The organism is Streptomyces sp. KL109B, assembly GCF_030766935.1.
GTDB lineage: Bacteria > Actinomycetota > Actinomycetes > Streptomycetales > Streptomycetaceae > Streptomyces.
Genome location: NZ_JASERL010000001.1, coordinates 188,768 through 206,062, shown reverse-complemented (window position 1 = coordinate 206,062; position 17,295 = coordinate 188,768). Strand labels below are relative to the sequence as shown.

Genomic DNA, 17,295 nt, shown 5'->3' with positions numbered 1-17,295 from the left:
AAAACCGGGGCTCCGCCCCGAACCCCGGTCCTCAATCGCCGGACGGGCTTGATCGGGTCTGATTCCCGCCCGCATCCCAAGACCGCCGGTCCGGCAAATCCAGCCCCGGGGGGCGTAACGACGGTTCGGCATATCAAGCCTCGCCGGCGATTGAGGCGCGGGGTCCGGGGCGGAGCCCCGAGGCCGTAACGACGGTGCCGGTTACACCAGTTGCGGGGGGAGCGGCGCCGCGTGGGTCACCACTAGGCCCGACACGGCACGCGTGAGCGACACGTACAGGCGCCGCAACCCCGTCCGCTCATCCGGCTCCCCATCCACCACAGCCGCCGGCTCGTCCAGGACCACGTAGTCGTACTCCAACCCCTTGGCGAGCGACGCCGGCACCAGCGTCAGACGCGCCTCCGCCGTCGTCTCCTCACCGGGAGCGAGATACCGCAACCCCGCCCCGTCCAACTCCGCCCCCAGCGCCCCGCACCGCGCATCCGCCGCGATGAGCCCGACCGACCCCTCCCCGCGCAACGCCTCCACACACGCCGCCACCACCTCCCCCTCCCCGGAAACCTCCCGCACCTCGAACGCCCCCGGGTTCTCCCGCACCGACGCCACCGGCGCGAGCCCCGGCGCGATGTCCGGAAGCAGCCGGGACGCGTACGCGATGACATCCGTCGGCACACGGAAACCCGCCGTCAGCTCCTCCACCACCGCGTCCGCCTTGCCCAGATGCGCCAGCGCCTCGTCCCAACTCCGCGTCGCCCACGGCGTCGTACCCTGCGCGAGATCCCCGAGCACGGTCACCGAACCCGTCGTGGCGCGCCGCCCCACCGCCCGGTACTGCATCGGCGACAGGTCCTGCGCCTCGTCGAGCACCACGTGCCCGAGCGAGTGCGTCCGCTCGATGAGGTCCCGCGCCTCGTCGATCAACACCGCGTCCGCGGCCGACCACTTGGCGGTCTTGACGCTCCGCGCCGGCTTCGCCCACAGCACGGCCTTCTGCTCGTCCTCGCTCAGCACACCCTCCGCGTGCTCCGCCAGGAACTCCCCGTCCGACAGCAGCCGCAGCACCAGCTTCGCCGGATCGACCGCCGGCCAGACCTCCTTCACCACGGCCTTCACGGCGGTGTTCCGCGCCACCGCGTTCTGCACCCGGTCGTCCGGCGCCTCGCCCGCCCGCTCCATCTGTACGAGGACGGCGTGCGCGATCCGCTGCGGCAGCGCCTCACGCGCGGCCCCGTACCGCATGTCGCGCGCCATCAACTCCCGTACGATCTCCTCCAGTTCGCACGAAGCGACTCGCCAGCGCCGCGAACCCCGCACCACCACGACGCCCTCCCCCGGCAGCGTGATGTGCGAACGCAGCGCGCGCCGCAGCACCTCCGCCATCCGTGCGTCGCCCTTGACGAGCGCGGCGCCCGGCTCGTCGACGCCCCGCACCTCGACATCCTTCGCCACGAGGTCGTCGACCGTCGCCTGCTTGACCTCCAACTCGCCTAGCGCGGGCAGGACTTGCTCGATGTAGTGGAGGAAGGAGGCGTTCGGCCCGATGACGAGGGTGCCGGTGCGGGCGAGCCGCTCGCGGTGCGCGTACAGCAGATACGCGACGCGGTGCAGGCCGACGGCCGTCTTACCGGTGCCGGGCCCGCCCTGTACGCACACGGAGCCGGCGAGCCCGCTGCGTACGATCTCGTCCTGCTCGGGCTGGATCGTCGCCACGATGTCGCGCATCGGGCCGACGCGCGGGCGCTCGATCTCCTGCTGGAGCAGCTTGCTGGTCTGCTCGGCCTCGGTGGGGTCGGTGAGGTGTTCGTCCTCGTACGCGGTGAGGTCGCCGCCCGTGTAACCGAAACGGCGGCGCAGCGCGACGTCCATCGGGTCCTTCTTCGAGGCCCGGTAGAAGGGCTGGGAGACCGGGGCGCGCCAGTCGATGACCATGGGGTCGCCGTCGGCGTCGTGCACGTGCCGCCGCCCGATGTAGAACTTCTCGCCCTCGGCGCCTTCGGCCTGGTCCGCGCCGGGGGTGTGCAGGTAGTCGAGCCGTCCGAAGAAGAGCGGGGTGTGGCTGAGGTCGGCGAGCGCCTTGATGCGCTCGTCGATCTGGTGCTGCAGCACCTCGGCGTTCACCCAGTTCGCGGTGACGTCGCGGATGTCGAGCGCCTGCGCGTCCTCGCGCATCGCGCGGAGGGCGGCGCGGGACGAGACGAGGTGCGTGCGCTCGCGGTCGAGCGGCGAGGACGCGGGCGTGGGCGTGGGCGTGCTCACGGGGGGCTGCCTCCGGTTCCGGGTACGCGTGAGTGGGTCCCGGCCGGTTTCCGTCCGGTCGGCGGGCGCTCCTGCCGTCCGGCGGGGCGGGCGGGGAGGCGGGCAGACGCGCGAGTGTACGTGACACCTACCGGTGGGGCCACCGGTTTTCCCTCCCCCGGCACCGCGGTTGCACCCACGGGGCTCCGCCCCGGACCCCGCGCCTCAAACGCCGGCGAGGCTGGATTTGCCGGGGCGCGGTCAGCCGAAGAGGTTCAGTTCGGGTTCAGCGGCGCCGGCCAGTTCGTAGCGGGTGCCCACCACTGGTCGGCCCGCGTACAGCCGTACCAACGTCGCCGCACCCCCGATGTACCTCGCCGGAGGCGCCCCCGGCGCGCCGAGGAGCAGCGGCTCGTCCAGGTCGTCCACATCCGCGTGGAGCGGCACGCTCCCCCGCTCCCGGCTGACCCGCACCATCAGCTCGAGCGCCATCGGCAACCCCACCCCCGCGTACGCCCCCGGCTCCCCGAACGCCTCCCGTACGTCCCCGGCGTGCACCCACTCGCCCAGCGCCACCCCGTCCAGCACTCCACCCGCCGCCGCGATCGCCGCACCGGCCCCCGTCATGCCGCGCTCCAGTTCGTCCACCACCTCCTGGTGGGACCACTCCGCCCGCTCGGCGATGTCCCGGTCGTTGGACTCGGGGCTGAACACCCCTTCCTCGAACCGGCCCTCCACCACCCGCGTCAACGCCGCCGAACAGTGCGCGAGCACATCCCGCACCGTCCACCCGGGACACGCGGTGCGCAGCTCGAAGTCCGCGTCCGGCCTGGACCTCAACAGCGGTACCAGCACGTCCCGTTCGGCGGTCAGCAGGCGGCCGGGCAGCTCGGGGTCACGCGCTTCGTCTCGTACGGCACCTGTAGTCATGGGCACACGGTAGTCGTGGGCGCACGGTAGTCCTGGGCGCACAGTGGTCAGGGGCCCTAGGGTCGATGTCATGACGCACGACGACCACCCGGCCGCCGAGGACCTGCGCGAGCGCTTCGCCCGCACCCTGCGCGCGGCATCCGGGCACGCGGACGCCCCCGCCGACCCGTACCCGTACGCCGACAACCTCCTGGCCCGGTGGTCCGAACCGCACCGCAAGTACCACACGGTCACCCACCTCGCGGCGGTCCTCGACCACATCGACGTACTGGAGGAGCACGCGGCACGGCCCGAGCTCGTACGGCTCGCCGCCTGGTTCCACGACGCGGTGTACCGGCCGGACCGCTCGGAGAACGAGGAGCGGTCCGCCGCGCTCGCCGAACGGGCGCTCACGGAGGCCGGGGTGGGCCCGGAGGGCGTCGCCGAGGTGGCCCGCCTCGTCCGCCTCACCGTCACCCACGACCCGGCCGACGGCGACGCCAACGGCGAGGCGCTGTGCGATGCCGACCTGGCGATCCTGGCCGCGCCGACTCCCGCGTACGCCGCTTACACGAAGGCCGTACGCGCGGAGTACGCCTTCGTTCCGGACGAGGCGTTCCGCGAGGGGCGGGCCGGGGTGCTGCGCCAACTCCTCGATCTGCCAAGGCTGTTCAGGACCTCGTACGGCAGGTCCCAGTGGGAGTCCGCCGCCCGCGAGAACCTGACGGCGGAGCTGGACCTGCTGACTCCCTGAGGCCCTGTGGCCCTGAGCCCGCGTGAACGGGGTGCGAACAAGTCGCGACAAGTCGCCACGACACACCCGTGCGGGAATGCCACTTCCCAAGTCCCAGTTGGCTCCTTACATGTCCCCACAGCCCACCCCCACCCCCACCCCTAGTTCCCCACGCACCCGCATGCCCCTGGCCGTCTACATCCTCGGCCTCAGCGTCTTCGCCCTCGGGACCAGCGAGTTCATGCTCTCCGGGCTGCTGCCCGCGGTCGCCGACGACATGGACGTCACGATCCCGCAGGCCGGGCTGCTGATCTCGGCCTTCGCGATCGGCATGGTGGTCGGCGCCCCGCTGCTCGCCGTCGCCACCCTGCGGCTGCCGCGCCGGACCACGCTCATCTCGCTGATCACCGTCTTCGGCCTTGGCCAGGTCGCGGGCGCGCTCGCCCCGACGTACGCGGTCCTGTTCGCCTCCCGCGTCGTCTCGGCCCTCGCCTGCGCGGGCTTCTGGGCGGTCGGCGCGGCCGTCGCCATCGCGATGGTGCCGGTGAACCAGCGGGCCCGCGCCATGGCCGTGATGATCGGCGGCCTGTCGATCGCGAACGTGCTCGGCGTCCCGGCGGGCGCGTTCCTCGGTGACGGGCTCGGCTGGCGCTCGGCGTTCTGGGCGGTGGGCGCGGCCTCCGCGATTGCCCTCGTCGGCATCGTGACGCTCGTGCCGACCATTCCGGTACCGGCCGAACGTCCGTGCCTGAAGCGGGAGTTGAGCATTTACCGCGACCGTCAGGTGTGGCTGTCCATCGCCGTCACCGCGCTCGCCGCGGGCGGCGTCTTCTGCGCGTTCAGCTATCTGTCCCCGCTGCTCACGGACGTCGCGGGGCTGCCCGAGAGCTGGGTCCCGGCCGTTCTCGCCCTCTTCGGGATCGGCGCGCTCGCCGGTACGACGCTGGGTGGGCGGATCGCGGACGCGCACCTCTTCGGGGTGCTGCTGACCGGCATCACGGCGTCCACCGTCTTCCTCGCGGCGCTCGCCCTGCTCGGTCACTTCGAGATCGCGGCGGTGGCCCTGTCGTTCCTGCTCGGCTTCTCCGCCTTCTATACGGCGCCGGCCCTCAACGCGCGGATGTTCAACGTCGCGGGCGCCGCACCCACCCTCGCGGGTGCGACCACGACCGCGGCCTTCAACCTGGGCAACACGGGTGGGCCGTGGCTCGGTGGCACGGTCATCGACGCGGGGCTCGGTTACCCGGCCACGGCGTGGGCCGGTGGCGCGATGACGGTCGCCGCGCTCGCGTTGACGGTGGTGTCGTTGCGGTTGCACCGGCGTACGGGGGCGGGGTCGAAGGTCGTCACGGGGTCCGGTTCCGGGAGCGTGCCCCACGCCTCGGGGCTCCGCCCCGGACCCCGCGCCTCAAACGCCGGCGGGGCTTGATCTGGCCCACCGCACCTCAAGGGCCAGCGAGGCCTGAGGTCCAAGGTCGTCCCTTGGGGCGCCGCAACCCGGCCTCCGTAAGCCTGCGCACCAGTTCCTTCGAGCCGACCTCCACGGCCCCCGCCCGTACCGCGTCCGCGTACCGGTGCGACGGGAGGTCGTAGTGGTCGCGCTCGAAGGCGCGCGGCGGCACCCCCAACGTCTCGGCGAACGCGTGCAGTTCGTCGTACGACACATCACTGACCAGGTGCGACCACATCCGGTCGTGCCCCGGCCAGTTCGGCGGATCTATATAGACCGTCAACGCCCCGTCACCCCGCACCCACCGACCCGAGGCCGCCGACCGGCGCCACCACCACGCCCGCCTCCGAACACACCCAGTGCGGGTCCGCGCCCAGCTCCGGTTCGACGTCGAGCGCGTGCGGGGACCCGTCGGCCGTGTCCGGCCCGCACACCGGGCACAGCGGCCAGCGGCCGTGGTGCTCCAGGATCCCGTCCTTCACGTCCTGGGCGACGAGCCCGGTCACGAACTCCACCCCCTCCGGCCACTGCTCCACCCACCAGCGCCGCGAGACGATCGACTCCTCCACGAGCGAGACGATGTCCGAATCCGCGACGTCCCCCGCCTTCAAATCCTCGATCACGAGCGCACGGGCGGCGTGCAGGGCCTGCTCCAAGGGGCTGATGGTGTCCATACCCCAATTGTGCGCCCATCGAGAGCCCTGCTTTCGAGCCCCTGCGGCGATTGAGCAGCGGGGTCCGGGGCAGCGCCCCGCAACCGCAACCCCATCTCCCGGGCCGAAGGACCCTTGACCCCACCCACCCCCGAAAATATCTTTCATTACGTGAGCAACGACGTGAAGGAAAGTTTCGCCGGGGAAGCGCCGCCGGCCCCCGCCGCCCTCGCCGCCAAGGTCCGCACCCTGGCCCCGTCCATGACGCGGTCCATGCAGCGCGTCGCCGAGGCGGTCGCGGGCGACCCCGCCGGCTGCGCCGCGCTGACCGTCACGGGCCTCGCCGAGCTCACCGGAACCAGCGAGGCCACGGTCGTCCGCACCGCCCGCATCCTCGGCTACCCCGGCTACCGCGACCTGCGCCTCGCGCTCGCCGGGCTCGCCGCCCAGCAGCAGTCGGGCCGGGCCCCCGCGGTGACGGCCGACATCGCCGTCGACGACCCGCTCACCGACGTCGTCGCCAAGCTCGCGTACGACGAGCAGCAGACCCTCGCCGACACCGCGGCCGGACTCGACACCGCGCAGCTCGGCGCCGCCGTGACCGCCATGGCCAGTGCGGGCCGCGTCGAGATCTACGGCATGGCGGCGTCCGGGCTCGTCGCCCAGGACCTCGCGCAGAAGCTGTTGCGCATCGGGCAGCACGCGTACGCGCACTCGGACCCGCACCTCGCCGTCCACAACGCGGTCACGCTCCGCTCGGGTGACGTGGCGGTGGCGATCACGCACTCCGGTACGACGGGGGACGTCATCGAGCCGTTGCGGGTGGCCTTCGAGCGTGGTGCGACGACGATCGCGATCACCGGGCGGCCCGGGAGCCCGGTCTCCCAGTACGCCGACCACATACTGACGACCTCCATCGCGCGCGAAAGCGAGCTCCGTCCCGCGGCGATGTCCTCCCGTACCAGCCAACTCCTCGTCGTGGACTGCCTCTTCGTGGGCATCGCGCAACGCACGTACGAGACGGCGGCGCCCGCGCTCTCCGCCTCGTACGAAGCGTTGGCCCACCGCCACCAATCCGCTCCGCGGGGAGCCCGCCCATGACACGCCGCACCACCCCAACCCCCCGGGGCTCCGCCCCGGACCCCGCGCCTCAAACGCCGGCGAGGCTGGATTTTTTCAACCCCCTCCGGCGATTGGGGAGCGGGGTATGAGGCGGAGCCCCAGCCTTTGAAGCCGCCCACCCTTCAAGCCCCTGCGGCGATTGAGCAGCGGGGTTCGGGGCGGAGCCCCGTGACCGTCATCCCACCCTCGCGCAACGGAAAGAGCCGACCCGCAATGACCGCCACCCCCGACGCCGACGCCACCTACGCCGACCTCCGCGCCCAACTGGCCACCCTCACGACGGAGGCGTTCCGCCCGGAACTCGCCGAGATCGACCAGCTCTCCACCCTGGAGATCGCCAAGCTGATGAACGGCGAGGACGCCACCGTCCCCACCGCGGTCGCCGCCCAGCTCCCCCAGATCGCCGCCGCGATCGACGGCATCGCCGACCGCATGTCCCGCGGCGGCCGCCTCATCTACGCCGGCGCCGGCACCGCAGGACGCATGGGCGTCCTCGACGCCTCCGAGTGCCCGCCCACCTTCAACACCTGGGACGGCCAGGTCGTCGGCCTGATCGCGGGCGGCCCCTCCGCCATGGTCAAGGCCGTGGAGGGCGCCGAGGACTCCAAGGAACTCGCCGCCGCCGACCTCGACGGAATCGACCTCACCGAGAACGACATCGTCGTCGGCATCTCCGCCTCGGGCCGCACCCCGTACGCGATCGGCGCCGTCGAACACGCCCGCACCCGCTACGGCGCCCTCACCGTCGGCCTCTCCTGCAACGCGGACAGCGCCCTCGCCGCCGCCGCGGACCACGGCATCGAGGTCGTCGTAGGACCGGAGCTGCTCACCGGCTCCACCCGCCTGAAGGCGGGCACCGCGCAGAAGCTCGTACTCAACATGCTGTCGACGATCTCGATGATCCGCCTCGGCAAGACGTACGGAAACCTCATGGTCGACGTGCGCGCCTCCAACGAGAAGCTGCGGGCCCGCTCCCGCCGCATCGTCTCCCTCGCCACCGGCGCCGACGACGCCGCCATCGAGGCCGCGCTCGCCGCGACCGACGGCGAGGTCAAGAACGCCATCCTCGTCGTCCTCGGCGACGTCGACGGCCCGACCGCCGAGCGCCTCCTCACGGAGTCCGACGGCCACCTGCGCGCCGCGCTCGCGGCAGCGGCGACGACCACCACCCCGTAAACCCCACCCTCCCCCTTCTCCCCGCACAGCAAGGCAACACGCACCATGGCTGAGAACAAGAACCGCGACGTGGCGGCCTCGATTCTGCCGCTCATCGGCGGTGCCACCAACGTCACCTCCGTAGCCCACTGCATGACCCGGCTCCGCCTGGGCATCGCGGACCGCTCGCTCGTCCAGGACGAGGCGCTCAAGGCACTTCCCGACGTCATGGGCGTCGTCGAGGACGAGACGTACCAGATCGTGCTCGGCCCGGGGAAGGTCGCCCGGGTCACGCCCGAGTTCGAGACCCTGGTCGAGGAGGGCAAGGCCGCCGCCCCGGCATCCGCGCCCGCCCCCACCGACGCTGACGCCGACGCCGACGCCGACCCCGCCTCGTCCGGTGGCTCCGCCGACGACCTCGCCGCGCAGGGCGCCGCGATCAAGGCGCAGCAGAAGGCGAAGAACGCCACCCCGTTCAAGCTCTTCCTGCGCAAGATCGCCAACATCTTCGTGCCGCTGATCCCGGCCCTGATCGGCTGCGGCATCATCGCCGGCGTCAACGGCCTGCTGATCAACCTGGACTGGCTGCCGGGTGTCACCCCGGCGCTCGCCGCCATCGCCTCCGGCTTCATGGCGCTGATCGCGGTGTTCGTCGGCTACAACACCGCCAAGGAGTTCGGCGGTACGCCGATCATCGGCGGCGCCGTCGCGGCGATCATCGTCTACCCGGGTGTCGCCGAGATCTCGGCGTTCGGCCACAAGCTGGCCCCCGGTCAGGGCGGTGTCCTCGGTGCGCTCGGCGCGGCCGTGCTCGCGGTCTACATCGAGAAGTGGTGCCGCAAGTGGGTGCCCGAGTCGCTGGACGTCCTGCTCACCCCGACGATCACCGTGCTGGTCTCAGGACTGGTCACGATCTTCGGCCTGATGTTCGTGGCGGGCGAGGTCTCCACCGCGATCGGTGAGGGCGCCAACTGGCTCCTGGAGAACACCGGCATCTTCGCGGGCGCGATCCTCGGCGGCCTGTTCCTGCCGCTGGTCATGCTCGGCCTGCACCAGGCCCTGATCCCGATCCACACCACGCTCATCGAGCAGAACGGCTACACGGTCCTGCTGCCCATCCTCGCGATGGCGGGCGCGGGCCAGGTCGGCGCGGCGATCGCCGTCTTCAAGAAGCTCAAGCACAACAAGTCGATCCGCAAGACCATCAAGTCGGCGCTCCCGGCAGGCTTCCTGGGCGTCGGCGAGCCTCTCATCTACGGTGTCTCGCTCCCGCTCGGCCGCCCCTTCATCACCGCGTGCATCGGCGGCGCGGCGGGCGGCGCGTTCATCGGCCTCTTCTCGATGCTGGGCATCCAGGTCGGCTCGACGGCCATCGGCCCGTCCGGCTGGGCCCTGTTCCCGCTGCTCGACGGCAACAAGGGGCTCGGCGTCACCGCCCTCGTCTACCTGGGCGGCCTGCTCGTCGGCTACATCGTCGGCTTCCTGGCGACGTACTACTTCGGCTTCACCAAGGAGATGATGCTGGAGTTCAACCAGGACGTGGACGCGGGTGAGTCCCCCGAGGCCCACGCGGAGGCGAACCCGGCCCCGGCGCCGAAGCCCGCCGCCGACGGCGCCGCTGAGACCGAACCGAAGGAACCGGCGAAGGTCTGACCCCGCCGCCCCTCATCCGGCCTGCGCACGGACGCCCTGACGGCCTCCGCCACACAGGCCCGGAGCCAGGTGTGCGCTCAGAAAAGTGTCGCAGTGTTACGTATAACTGCGACACTTTTCTGAGTCGTGGCCCCCTTCCCCCCCTCTCCCCCGCACCTCCCGGCGATAAGGCGCCCCCCATGTCCACCTCCGGCATCTCCCTCTACCTCGCTCACCTGGACGTCGCGGCGGCGGCCTGCGCCCAAGCCCAACGGCTCGGCGCCACCGAAGCCTTCGCCTCCCTCCACATGCCGGAGGACGACCCGGCCACCTTCGCCGCCGAGCTCCGCGACGTATCGGCCCTGGCGCACGACCACGGACTGCGCCTGACCGTCGACATCTCGCAGAACTCGCTGCCCGCCCTCGGCCTGACCCCGGAGACGGCCGACGGCCTCAAGGCGTACGGGGTGGACGCGATCCGCGTCGACTTCGGACTGCCCGACGAGGCGATCGCCGCGATCTCACGGGTGCTGCCGCTCCAGCTCAACGCGTCGACGATCGGCCCCGACTGGCTCGCCGCGCTCCTGAAGGCGGGCCTGCGCACGGACGCCCTCACGGCCTCCCACAACTTCTACCCGCGCCGCCACACCGGCATCTCCCGCGAACTCCTGGCCGCCCGCAACGAGATGTGGCACGCCCACGGCATCCCGGTCTCCGCGTTCGCCCCCGGCGACGGCGTGCTGCGCGCCCCGGTCCACGCGGGCCTGCCCACCCTGGAGGCGCACCGCGCCTGGCACCCGCTGGCCGCCGCCCTCGACCTGGCCGCGCTCGGCTGCGACACGGTGCACATCGGCGACCCGCTCCTCGCCGACCGCACGGTGACCCAGTGGCGGGCCTGGAACGAGGACGCGGAGATCGACCTGACGGTCCACCTCCGCCCCGGCACCCCGCCCCCGGTCCTCGCCCACCTCACGTCTTCGGACCCGGACCGCGAACGCACCGACCCCGCCGAGGAGTTGGTACGCCTGGAGAACTCCCGCCCGGCCCTGCGCGCCGAGCCGACCCCGGCCCACGACGGCCCGCCCGAACCCCGCCCGCGCGGCACCCTCACCCTCGGCAACGACGAACTCCCCCGCTACCGGGGTGAGTTGAGCCTCACCCGCACCGACCTCCCGCCGGACCCCACGGTGAACGTCCTCGGCACGGTCCCGCCCGCCGAACTCCCGCTCCTCGACCTGATCGGCCCCGGCACCCCGGTCCGCCTGACCCCGGCCTGACCGTCGTCTCCTGACACCTCAGGCTTCGTCGCCTGGCAGCGCCGTCTCGACCCGCAGCGCCTGCAACGTGTCGAGTTCGCGGTCGATATCGCGCCGCTTGGCCTCCAGCCGCTCGGCCTCCTGGGCGAACAGCTGCTCCATGACGCCGTTGCGCTCCTCGATCGGGGCCTCCATGCAGGGCAGCACCTGGTCGATGGTGGAGCTGCCGAGCCCGGCGGCGAACAGGTGCTGGATCATGACGACCCGCTCCACCATGGAGTCGTCGAAGTCGCGCCATCCGCCGGGAGTCCGCTCGGAGCGGATCAGCCCGTGCTGCTCGTAGTAGCGCAGGGACCGGGTACTGACGCCACTGGCGGCCGCCAGCTCTCCGATACGCATGTGACTCCTTGAAGTTGACACCGGCGTGAAGTTACACGATCTCCGTGTCGCACCCACCGGGGTGCGACGAAGAACCGGAGGTCACCGTGGTCGCCAAGCCCCACCTTCAGATCCCACACCTTCAGATCCATGTGTGGTCGGACTACGTCTGCCCGTTCTGCCTGATCGCGGACGAGCTGATCGAGCGCGCGATCTCCGGCCGGTCCGATACCGATGCCGACGTCGAAGTCGTCCACCACGCAAGCAAGTTGCGGCCCTCACCGAGCCCCACCCCGCGCCCTGAGAACCCGCACCCGCCGGAGGAGATCTGGCAGCGCGCCGTGTACCCGATGGCCCGCCACCACCAGGTGCCGATCCGATTGCCGACCGTATCGCCGCAGCCCCGCACCGAGTTGGCGTTCCGGGGCGCCCGGTACGCGGCGGAGCGGGGGCGGGCCCGCGCCTACCACCGCCGCGTGCTTACGGCCTTCTTCCGCGAGGACCTCGACATCGGGGACCGTACGGTCCTGACCCGCCTGGCCGAGGAGTCCGGCCTCGACCCGGCCGCCTACGCGGCGTCCCTCGACGCCCCGGAGTACGCGGCGGAGCACCGCCGGGAACTGGCCGAGTCGGCGCGGCTTGCCATCAACGTCGTCCCCACGATCGTCATCGGCACGGCACGCATCGACGGCGTCGCCACCGAGGACACGATCCGCCAGGCACTGGACCAAGCGTCCACCACCCACACGCAACCCACCCCTGCCATCTAAGGACACCGTCATGCACTGGCTCTACCTCTCCCTCGCCGTCGTCTTCGAGATCACCGTCGCCATCACCGCGGGCCGCGCCCAGGGCTTCACCAAGCCCGGCTGGACCGCCGCCACACTGCTCAGCGGCGGCATCGCCACCTACCTCCTCAGCCAGGCCCTGCTGACCTTCGAGGTCGGCGTCGGCTACGCGATCTGGACCGCGACCGCGGGTGTCGGAATCGTCGTCCTCGGCGCCCTCGTCTTCGGGCAGCGGCTGGACTGGCGCAAGTTCCTGGGCATCGCCGCCGTCATCGTCGGCGTCGTCGGCCTCCAGCTCAGCGGCGCGGCCTGACCCTCCCCCGGAATCCGCCCCACCTCCACCCTCACCCCACTCCACGAAAGGAACCCCCATGTCCACCACCACCGCCCCCACCACGCCCGCAACCACCACCGAGAACGCCACCGCCCACGGCAACAACCGCGCCCGCGCCTGGCTCACCCTCCTCCTCGCCGGAGCCTTCGAGATCGCCTACGCCCTTGCGGTGGGCGGCAGCCAGGGCTTCACCGTGCTCACCTGGTCGCTGGTCGCGGTCGTCTTCTTCCTGCTGACGCTCTTCGCCCTGAGCCTGGCCCTGCGCACCATCGACGTGGGCATCGGATACGCCGTGTGGGCCGGCGTCGGAGCCGTCGGAGCGGCGCTCCTTGGACCGGTCTTCTTCGACGAGACACTCACCCCGGTCAAGGCCCTCTGGCTCACCGTGATCATCGGCGGCGTCGTCTGGCTCAAGCTCTCGGACCGCCCCGAGCGGACGCAGACCGAGCAGTGACGAGCCACTGTCCACGAACACGAACACGAACACGGACACGACAGAGCGGCGCCGCCCGAAGCGGCGCCGCTCTCCCTCTCCCTCTCCGTCTCACCGATGCGCGGGCGTCTTCGTCGTACAGGTCAGCAACGACTCATCGGTCGGCACCAGCCGCTCCACCGACCCGGGTCGGCCGTCCGTCACCTTCAACTGCTCGGCGTTCAAGTAGCCGATGAAGAGCTGCTTGCCCTCCGGCATCGCGGACGGCGTGAAGATGAACGTCACCCGGTCGTCCGCCTCCCGCTCACCCCGCATCACCCGGTGGACGCCGGGCCCGATGCCACTCGGCCCGAGCTCCCCGTCCCCGGGCCCTTTGCAGAACTCGCCCTCCTTGATCAGCACCCTGAACCCGGCCCGGTCCAGGGCCTGTTCGAGCCCCGCGTGGTCGCTGAAGTAGCGGGCCTTGTCCCACGTCACGTGCACCGTGCCGTCCGCCTTCGAATCGACCGTGTACGCGGCCGTACGCACATGCACCGCGCCCGCACCGGTCGCGTCACCCGGCCCGGCGGACGGCGGCGACGCCCCTCCCCCGACACCCGGCACCGCCAGCGCGAGACCCGCCACCGCCGCGCAGCCGCCCACCGTGGTGAGCACCCGGCGCCTGCGCCGCCGCGCCCGCCCCATCGCCTCGATCCGCTCGACGGGCACACCCATGTCCACGTCGTCGAACGCTCCCCGCAGCGCGCCCCTGACCTCGCTCAGCCCGTTCGGCTCATCGGTCGTCATCGCTCGCCCTCCTCCGCTGTCACCGTCGGCACCAGTTGTCCGCGCAGGGTCGTGACGGCCCGCGACAGATGGGCGGTGACGGTGCCCTCGGCGATCCCGAGCGTCCGCGCGGTCGCCCGCGTATCCAGATCGAGAAAGACCCGCAAAGCGATCACCTCCCGCTGTCTGCGCGGCAGTTCACGCAGCGCGGCGAGCAGCGTGGGGTCGAGCCCGCCCACCGAGGGATCGTCCGGACCCGCGACGTCGGGCACCCCGCCGACGGCGACCTCCCGGCGCCGCCGACGCCACCACGACACCCGCGTGTTCAGCGCCGTCCGCACGATCCACGCCCGCGGTGCCGGATGCCGGCCCACCTTCGCCCACGACCCCCAGGCCGTCGCGTACGCCTCGGCGACCAGGTCCTCGGCGAGCTGCCGGTCTCCCGTGCACGCGAGCACGGCCCGCAGACAGTCGCCCTGACTGGCGCGGTAGAACTCCCTGAACTCCAGCTGCTCCACGCCCTCTCCACGTCTGAGGCCGGGCTTTCGCTTACTTCCCCTACGAAGATGGCAGCCACGCCCTCACAACTCCCGCCGCTCATCGGCCCGTTCACCCCGTAAGATCGTTTACGCACCGCACACGGAGGGCCCCGGTCCTCACCACGGCCGCTCGCGCCCTCACCACCCGGGCACCGGCCGCGCACCGCATGCCGCTGACCGGCGCCGCGTTCCTGGCCTTCGCCCCGCTCGCGCAGTACCTCGCCCTCGCCTGCCTCCGCCTGCCCGACCTGTCCACCGACCCGCTGAGCCGGGGCGACGCGGCGTACCAACTGTGGTGGGACGCGGCGGGCGGGCATCGGCCACGCGCTGCTCCTCGGCGCGGCCGGAGCGCTGGCGGCCTGGCTGCGCGGCTTCCCGGAACTGACCCGGGCCGCCGCCACCCTCCTCCCGGAGACGCCGACCAAGGCCCAGGCCCGCCGCTTCTTCGTCCGCCAGCTCCTGGGCCCCCTCGACACACTGCTCCGCAGGATCGGCGCGGCCCTGGCCGCCACGGCCGCCGCCGCGCTGGTCCTGACACTGTTCGACGTGGAGGTGCCTGGGCAGGTCGCCACCCCACTCCTACGACTGTGGTGCGGCCCCACGGAACACCCCGAACTCTGCGTCTCCACCCTGCGGCCGCAGCTCTCCAGCGGCCTGCCGACCCCGTCCTCGCCCCTCAACGACCAGCCCCTCCTCGACCGCCTCCTCCACCTCTACGCCTGGCAGGCCTTCGCGATCGTCTCCGCCCTCACCTACTTCATGGTCCGCCGCGTTACCCTGCACCTGCCCCGCGCCACCGGCGCCGCGTTCGCCGTCTGGTGCGCCAGCACGGCGGGCACCGTCCTGTACGCGACCGTCCTGCACATCGGCGAGAACTCGACGTCCGGGCCCCTGCCGTACGGCGCCCTGCCCGGCTACCTCCTGCCCCCGTCCGGCTTCGACCTGGCCCGCTACGCCGCCCCGGTGACGGCAGCCGCGCTGGCCCTCGCGATCCTCGCCGTCCAGCGCCTGCGCCGCGCCCACGGCAGGACCGGAGACGACGCATAGGACCGCAGCTCAGCCCCCTGCCTTCACTCTCCGGCCACCGCTCCGCATGCGCCCACGCCCGGCCTCCCGCATCCTGACCGCATGGCTGACAGCACCTTTTCGAAGATTTCCTGGACCGAGTTCCGCCCGGACCGGCGCCGCCTGACGGCCGGGGCCGCGCTCGCCGGCATCGGCACGCTCACCGCCATGGCGGGCGCCGGCTTCCTCGTCTACGAACTGGCCCGCGCGGGCCGCAACTGGACCGGCACCTGGGAGGTGCCGCCCTCCGAGCTGGCCACCCGCGCCCTCCACCAGGCCCAGGCGGCCGCCACCAGCGCGGGGCGCGCGGGCCGCGACACCTGGAAGTCCTACTCCGAGCAGCCCGCGGCCTGACCGCCACCACCCTCGCCAGGGGCGTACGCCGACCGCGTACGCCCCTCATGCAGTACGGCGACGATCCGCATCGCCGTATCGAAGTTCACGCACCCGAGGTCGACGAGCGGATACCCGACCTCCCCGGCCGCCGACACCGGATCCACCCGCAGCGACGGCAGCACGACCCCCAACTCCCCGGTCTCCACCCGCAGTTGCGCGACCACCTCCTCGACGACCCGCAACCGCTCCGCGCCCCGCACCACCATCACGTACTCCTCCACTCCGAGTTCCACTTTCGCCACCCAGAGTGACCGACTCCGCTCTACGCTGGCGAGGGGCAGCGGCCCAACAGACGCCGCTGCTGGACCGGGAGTTGATGCACGTGACCGGACCCAAGGACCTCGACCCGTCGTCGCGCCGCGTAATGATCGGCGAAGAACTCCGCCACGCCCGCGAAAGAGCGGGCCTCACCCAACAGGCCCTGGGCGAGCGCCTGTTCGTCAGCGGCTCCTACGTCGGCCAGATGGAAGCGGGCACGCGCCGCATCCTGCCGGACATGGCGAAATGCCTCGACGAGCAGCTGAACACGGGCGGCTTCTTCACCCGTAACTGCGAGAAGGCGAACAAGTCCCGCTTCCCCGACCACTTCGCGGAGGCGGCGGAGGCGGAGGCCATAGCGACGGCCATCCGGCAGTACGCGGGCATGCTCATCCCCGGCCTGCTCCAGACGCGGGCCTACGCGGAGGCGGTCTTCCACGCCTACCAGCCCACCGCGCCGGACGAGAAGATCGACGGCCTGGTCGCCGACCGCCTGGCGCGGGGGCGCCTGCTCGACAACCCAACAACACCGTTGTTGTGGGCGATCCTCGACGAGGCGGCACTGTGCCGTCCGGTCGGCGGCCCGCAGGCCATGGCGGAGGCACTGCAACACGTGGCGGACCTGGCGCGGCGCCATCGCGCGCTGGTTCAGGTACTGCCGTTCGGTGCGGGCGCCCACGCCTCGCTGGTCGGCCCCCTCAAGCTCATGGAGTTCGAGAACGCACCGCCGCTCTCCTTCGTCGACGGCCCCGACATGGGCAAACTCACCGACGATCCGGCCACTGTCGCTCGCCACACCTTCACCTTCAACCTCCTCCAGGCGACGGCTCTTCCACCCCATGATTCCCTGGTTCTGATCGACACGGTGGCGCAGAATTACGCCCATGAACAGCACCCCTGAGTACGGCCCGAACGGCGTCGCCGCCTGTAGCTGGCACAAGTCCAGCTACAGCGGCGGCGACGGCGGCGACTGCCTCGAATTCACCCGCGACCTTGACGGGATCGCCCCCGTCCGGGACTCCAAGAACCCCACCGGCCCGAAGCTCAAGTTCCGGGCGGACGCCTGGTCCGCGTTCGTCGCCGACCTGCGCCGCACCGCGTAACACTCGCCCCGAAGCTCAAGCGCCGAGACCCGAGACCTGCTTCTAAGGATTGGGAGGTGGGTTTCAACCCGCCCTCCCTCCCTGCGAGTTG

General features: G+C 71.8%; 21 protein-coding genes. 13 read left to right on the top strand and 8 right to left on the bottom strand.

What is annotated here, in order from left to right:
- Nucleotides 1-201: 201 nt before the first annotated feature.
- Together RBJ65_RS01020 and RBJ65_RS01015 are read right to left on the bottom strand one after the other, a co-directional pair.
- Nucleotides 202-2,169: an AAA family ATPase gene (locus tag RBJ65_RS01020; RefSeq protein ID WP_306322955.1), complete on the bottom strand. Its 1,968-nt coding sequence runs from the start codon at nucleotides 2,167-2,169 to the stop codon at nucleotides 202-204.
- Nucleotides 2,170-2,496: 327 nt separating this feature from the next.
- A complete protein-coding gene (locus tag RBJ65_RS01015) occupies nucleotides 2,497-3,165 on the bottom strand; it encodes a maleylpyruvate isomerase family mycothiol-dependent enzyme (RefSeq protein WP_306322910.1) in 669 nt (222 codons plus the stop codon).
- A 70-nt stretch (nucleotides 3,166-3,235) separates the two neighbouring features.
- Here RBJ65_RS01015 and RBJ65_RS01010 point away from each other — a divergent pair, with 70 nt between their 5' ends.
- Nucleotides 3,236-3,898: a hypothetical protein gene (locus RBJ65_RS01010; protein ID WP_306322911.1), complete on the top strand. Its 663-nt coding sequence runs from the start codon at nucleotides 3,236-3,238 to the stop codon at nucleotides 3,896-3,898.
- A gap of 160 nt (nucleotides 3,899-4,058) precedes the next feature.
- Nucleotides 4,059-5,306 carry a Cmx/CmrA family chloramphenicol efflux MFS transporter gene (locus RBJ65_RS01005; protein ID WP_306322912.1) on the top strand — a complete coding sequence of 416 codons (1,248 nt, stop codon included), beginning with the start codon at nucleotides 4,059-4,061 and terminating at the stop codon, nucleotides 5,304-5,306.
- A gap of 16 nt (nucleotides 5,307-5,322) precedes the next feature.
- Here the strand turns inward: RBJ65_RS01005 and RBJ65_RS01000 are convergent, their stop codons facing one another.
- On the bottom strand, nucleotides 5,323-5,610 hold the full coding sequence (locus RBJ65_RS01000) for a DUF4031 domain-containing protein (protein WP_306322913.1): 288 nt from the start codon (nucleotides 5,608-5,610) through the stop codon (nucleotides 5,323-5,325).
- A 7-nt stretch (nucleotides 5,611-5,617) separates the two neighbouring features.
- Complete coding sequence (locus tag RBJ65_RS00995; protein ID WP_306322914.1) at nucleotides 5,618-6,001, bottom strand: hypothetical protein; 384 nt, start codon at nucleotides 5,999-6,001, stop codon at nucleotides 5,618-5,620.
- Nucleotides 6,002-6,151: 150 nt separating this feature from the next.
- Between RBJ65_RS00995 and RBJ65_RS00990 the strand changes: the two genes are divergently transcribed.
- The 4 genes from RBJ65_RS00990 to RBJ65_RS00975 all read left to right on the top strand — a co-directional run bounded on the left by RBJ65_RS00990 (nucleotide 6,152) and on the right by RBJ65_RS00975 (nucleotide 11,166).
- Entirely contained in the window at nucleotides 6,152-7,081 is a 930-nt protein-coding gene (locus RBJ65_RS00990) for a MurR/RpiR family transcriptional regulator (RefSeq protein ID WP_306322915.1), read from the top strand.
- A 234-nt stretch (nucleotides 7,082-7,315) separates the two neighbouring features.
- Nucleotides 7,316-8,278 carry an N-acetylmuramic acid 6-phosphate etherase gene (murQ, locus tag RBJ65_RS00985; RefSeq protein ID WP_306322916.1) on the top strand — a complete coding sequence of 321 codons (963 nt, stop codon included), beginning with the start codon at nucleotides 7,316-7,318 and terminating at the stop codon, nucleotides 8,276-8,278.
- Nucleotides 8,279-8,323: 45 nt separating this feature from the next.
- Entirely contained in the window at nucleotides 8,324-9,910 is a 1,587-nt protein-coding gene (locus tag RBJ65_RS00980) for a PTS transporter subunit EIIC (RefSeq protein ID WP_306322917.1), read from the top strand.
- A gap of 179 nt (nucleotides 9,911-10,089) precedes the next feature.
- A complete protein-coding gene (locus RBJ65_RS00975; RefSeq protein WP_306322918.1) occupies nucleotides 10,090-11,166 on the top strand; it encodes a MupG family TIM beta-alpha barrel fold protein in 1,077 nt (358 codons plus the stop codon).
- A gap of 18 nt (nucleotides 11,167-11,184) precedes the next feature.
- On the opposite strand, the gene RBJ65_RS00970 is transcribed toward RBJ65_RS00975, so the two are convergent.
- Nucleotides 11,185-11,544, bottom strand: a complete 360-nt coding sequence (locus tag RBJ65_RS00970; protein WP_306322919.1) for a MerR family transcriptional regulator — start codon at nucleotides 11,542-11,544, stop codon at nucleotides 11,185-11,187.
- A gap of 44 nt (nucleotides 11,545-11,588) precedes the next feature.
- Here RBJ65_RS00970 and RBJ65_RS00965 point away from each other — a divergent pair, with 44 nt between their 5' ends.
- From RBJ65_RS00965 to RBJ65_RS00955, 3 genes are read left to right on the top strand one after another with little or no spacing between them, the layout of a single operon-like run.
- Entirely contained in the window at nucleotides 11,589-12,293 is a 705-nt protein-coding gene (locus tag RBJ65_RS00965; RefSeq protein ID WP_306322920.1) for a DsbA family protein, read from the top strand.
- 10 nt (nucleotides 12,294-12,303) lie between these two features.
- A complete protein-coding gene (locus RBJ65_RS00960; protein WP_306322921.1) occupies nucleotides 12,304-12,624 on the top strand; it encodes a multidrug efflux SMR transporter in 321 nt (106 codons plus the stop codon).
- 58 nt (nucleotides 12,625-12,682) lie between these two features.
- Nucleotides 12,683-13,099: a multidrug efflux SMR transporter gene (locus RBJ65_RS00955; protein ID WP_306322922.1), complete on the top strand. Its 417-nt coding sequence runs from the start codon at nucleotides 12,683-12,685 to the stop codon at nucleotides 13,097-13,099.
- Between the two features lie 90 nt (nucleotides 13,100-13,189).
- On the opposite strand, the gene RBJ65_RS00950 is transcribed toward RBJ65_RS00955, so the two are convergent.
- Nucleotides 13,190-13,864, bottom strand: coding sequence for a hypothetical protein (locus tag RBJ65_RS00950; protein WP_306322923.1), 675 nt, complete (start codon nucleotides 13,862-13,864; stop codon nucleotides 13,190-13,192).
- Nucleotides 13,861-14,361, bottom strand: a complete 501-nt coding sequence (locus tag RBJ65_RS00945) for a sigma factor-like helix-turn-helix DNA-binding protein (protein WP_306322924.1) — start codon at nucleotides 14,359-14,361, stop codon at nucleotides 13,861-13,863. Before RBJ65_RS00945 ends, RBJ65_RS00950 begins: the two co-directional genes overlap by 4 nt.
- A gap of 567 nt (nucleotides 14,362-14,928) precedes the next feature.
- Here RBJ65_RS00945 and RBJ65_RS00940 point away from each other — a divergent pair.
- The gene (locus tag RBJ65_RS00940; protein WP_306322925.1) at nucleotides 14,929-15,429 is read left to right on the top strand and encodes a hypothetical protein; all 501 of its coding nucleotides are present in this window, start codon (nucleotides 14,929-14,931) and stop codon (nucleotides 15,427-15,429) included.
- Nucleotides 15,430-15,510: 81 nt separating this feature from the next.
- On the top strand, nucleotides 15,511-15,801 hold the full coding sequence (locus RBJ65_RS00935; protein ID WP_306322926.1) for a hypothetical protein: 291 nt from the start codon (nucleotides 15,511-15,513) through the stop codon (nucleotides 15,799-15,801).
- On the opposite strand, the gene RBJ65_RS00930 is transcribed toward RBJ65_RS00935, so the two are convergent.
- Nucleotides 15,777-16,076 carry a hypothetical protein gene (locus RBJ65_RS00930; protein WP_306322927.1) on the bottom strand — a complete coding sequence of 100 codons (300 nt, stop codon included), beginning with the start codon at nucleotides 16,074-16,076 and terminating at the stop codon, nucleotides 15,777-15,779. The genes RBJ65_RS00935 and RBJ65_RS00930 overlap by 25 nt on opposite strands.
- 83 nt (nucleotides 16,077-16,159) lie before the next feature.
- Between RBJ65_RS00930 and RBJ65_RS00925 the strand changes: the two genes are divergently transcribed.
- Both RBJ65_RS00925 and RBJ65_RS00920 read left to right on the top strand, forming a co-directional pair.
- Nucleotides 16,160-17,002, top strand: a complete 843-nt coding sequence (locus RBJ65_RS00925) for a helix-turn-helix domain-containing protein (RefSeq protein ID WP_372341426.1) — start codon at nucleotides 16,160-16,162, stop codon at nucleotides 17,000-17,002.
- Nucleotides 16,986-17,204 carry a DUF397 domain-containing protein gene (locus RBJ65_RS00920; RefSeq protein ID WP_306322929.1) on the top strand — a complete coding sequence of 73 codons (219 nt, stop codon included), beginning with the start codon at nucleotides 16,986-16,988 and terminating at the stop codon, nucleotides 17,202-17,204. The genes RBJ65_RS00925 and RBJ65_RS00920 overlap by 17 nt, the downstream gene beginning before the upstream one ends.
- Nucleotides 17,205-17,295 lie beyond the last annotated feature (91 nt).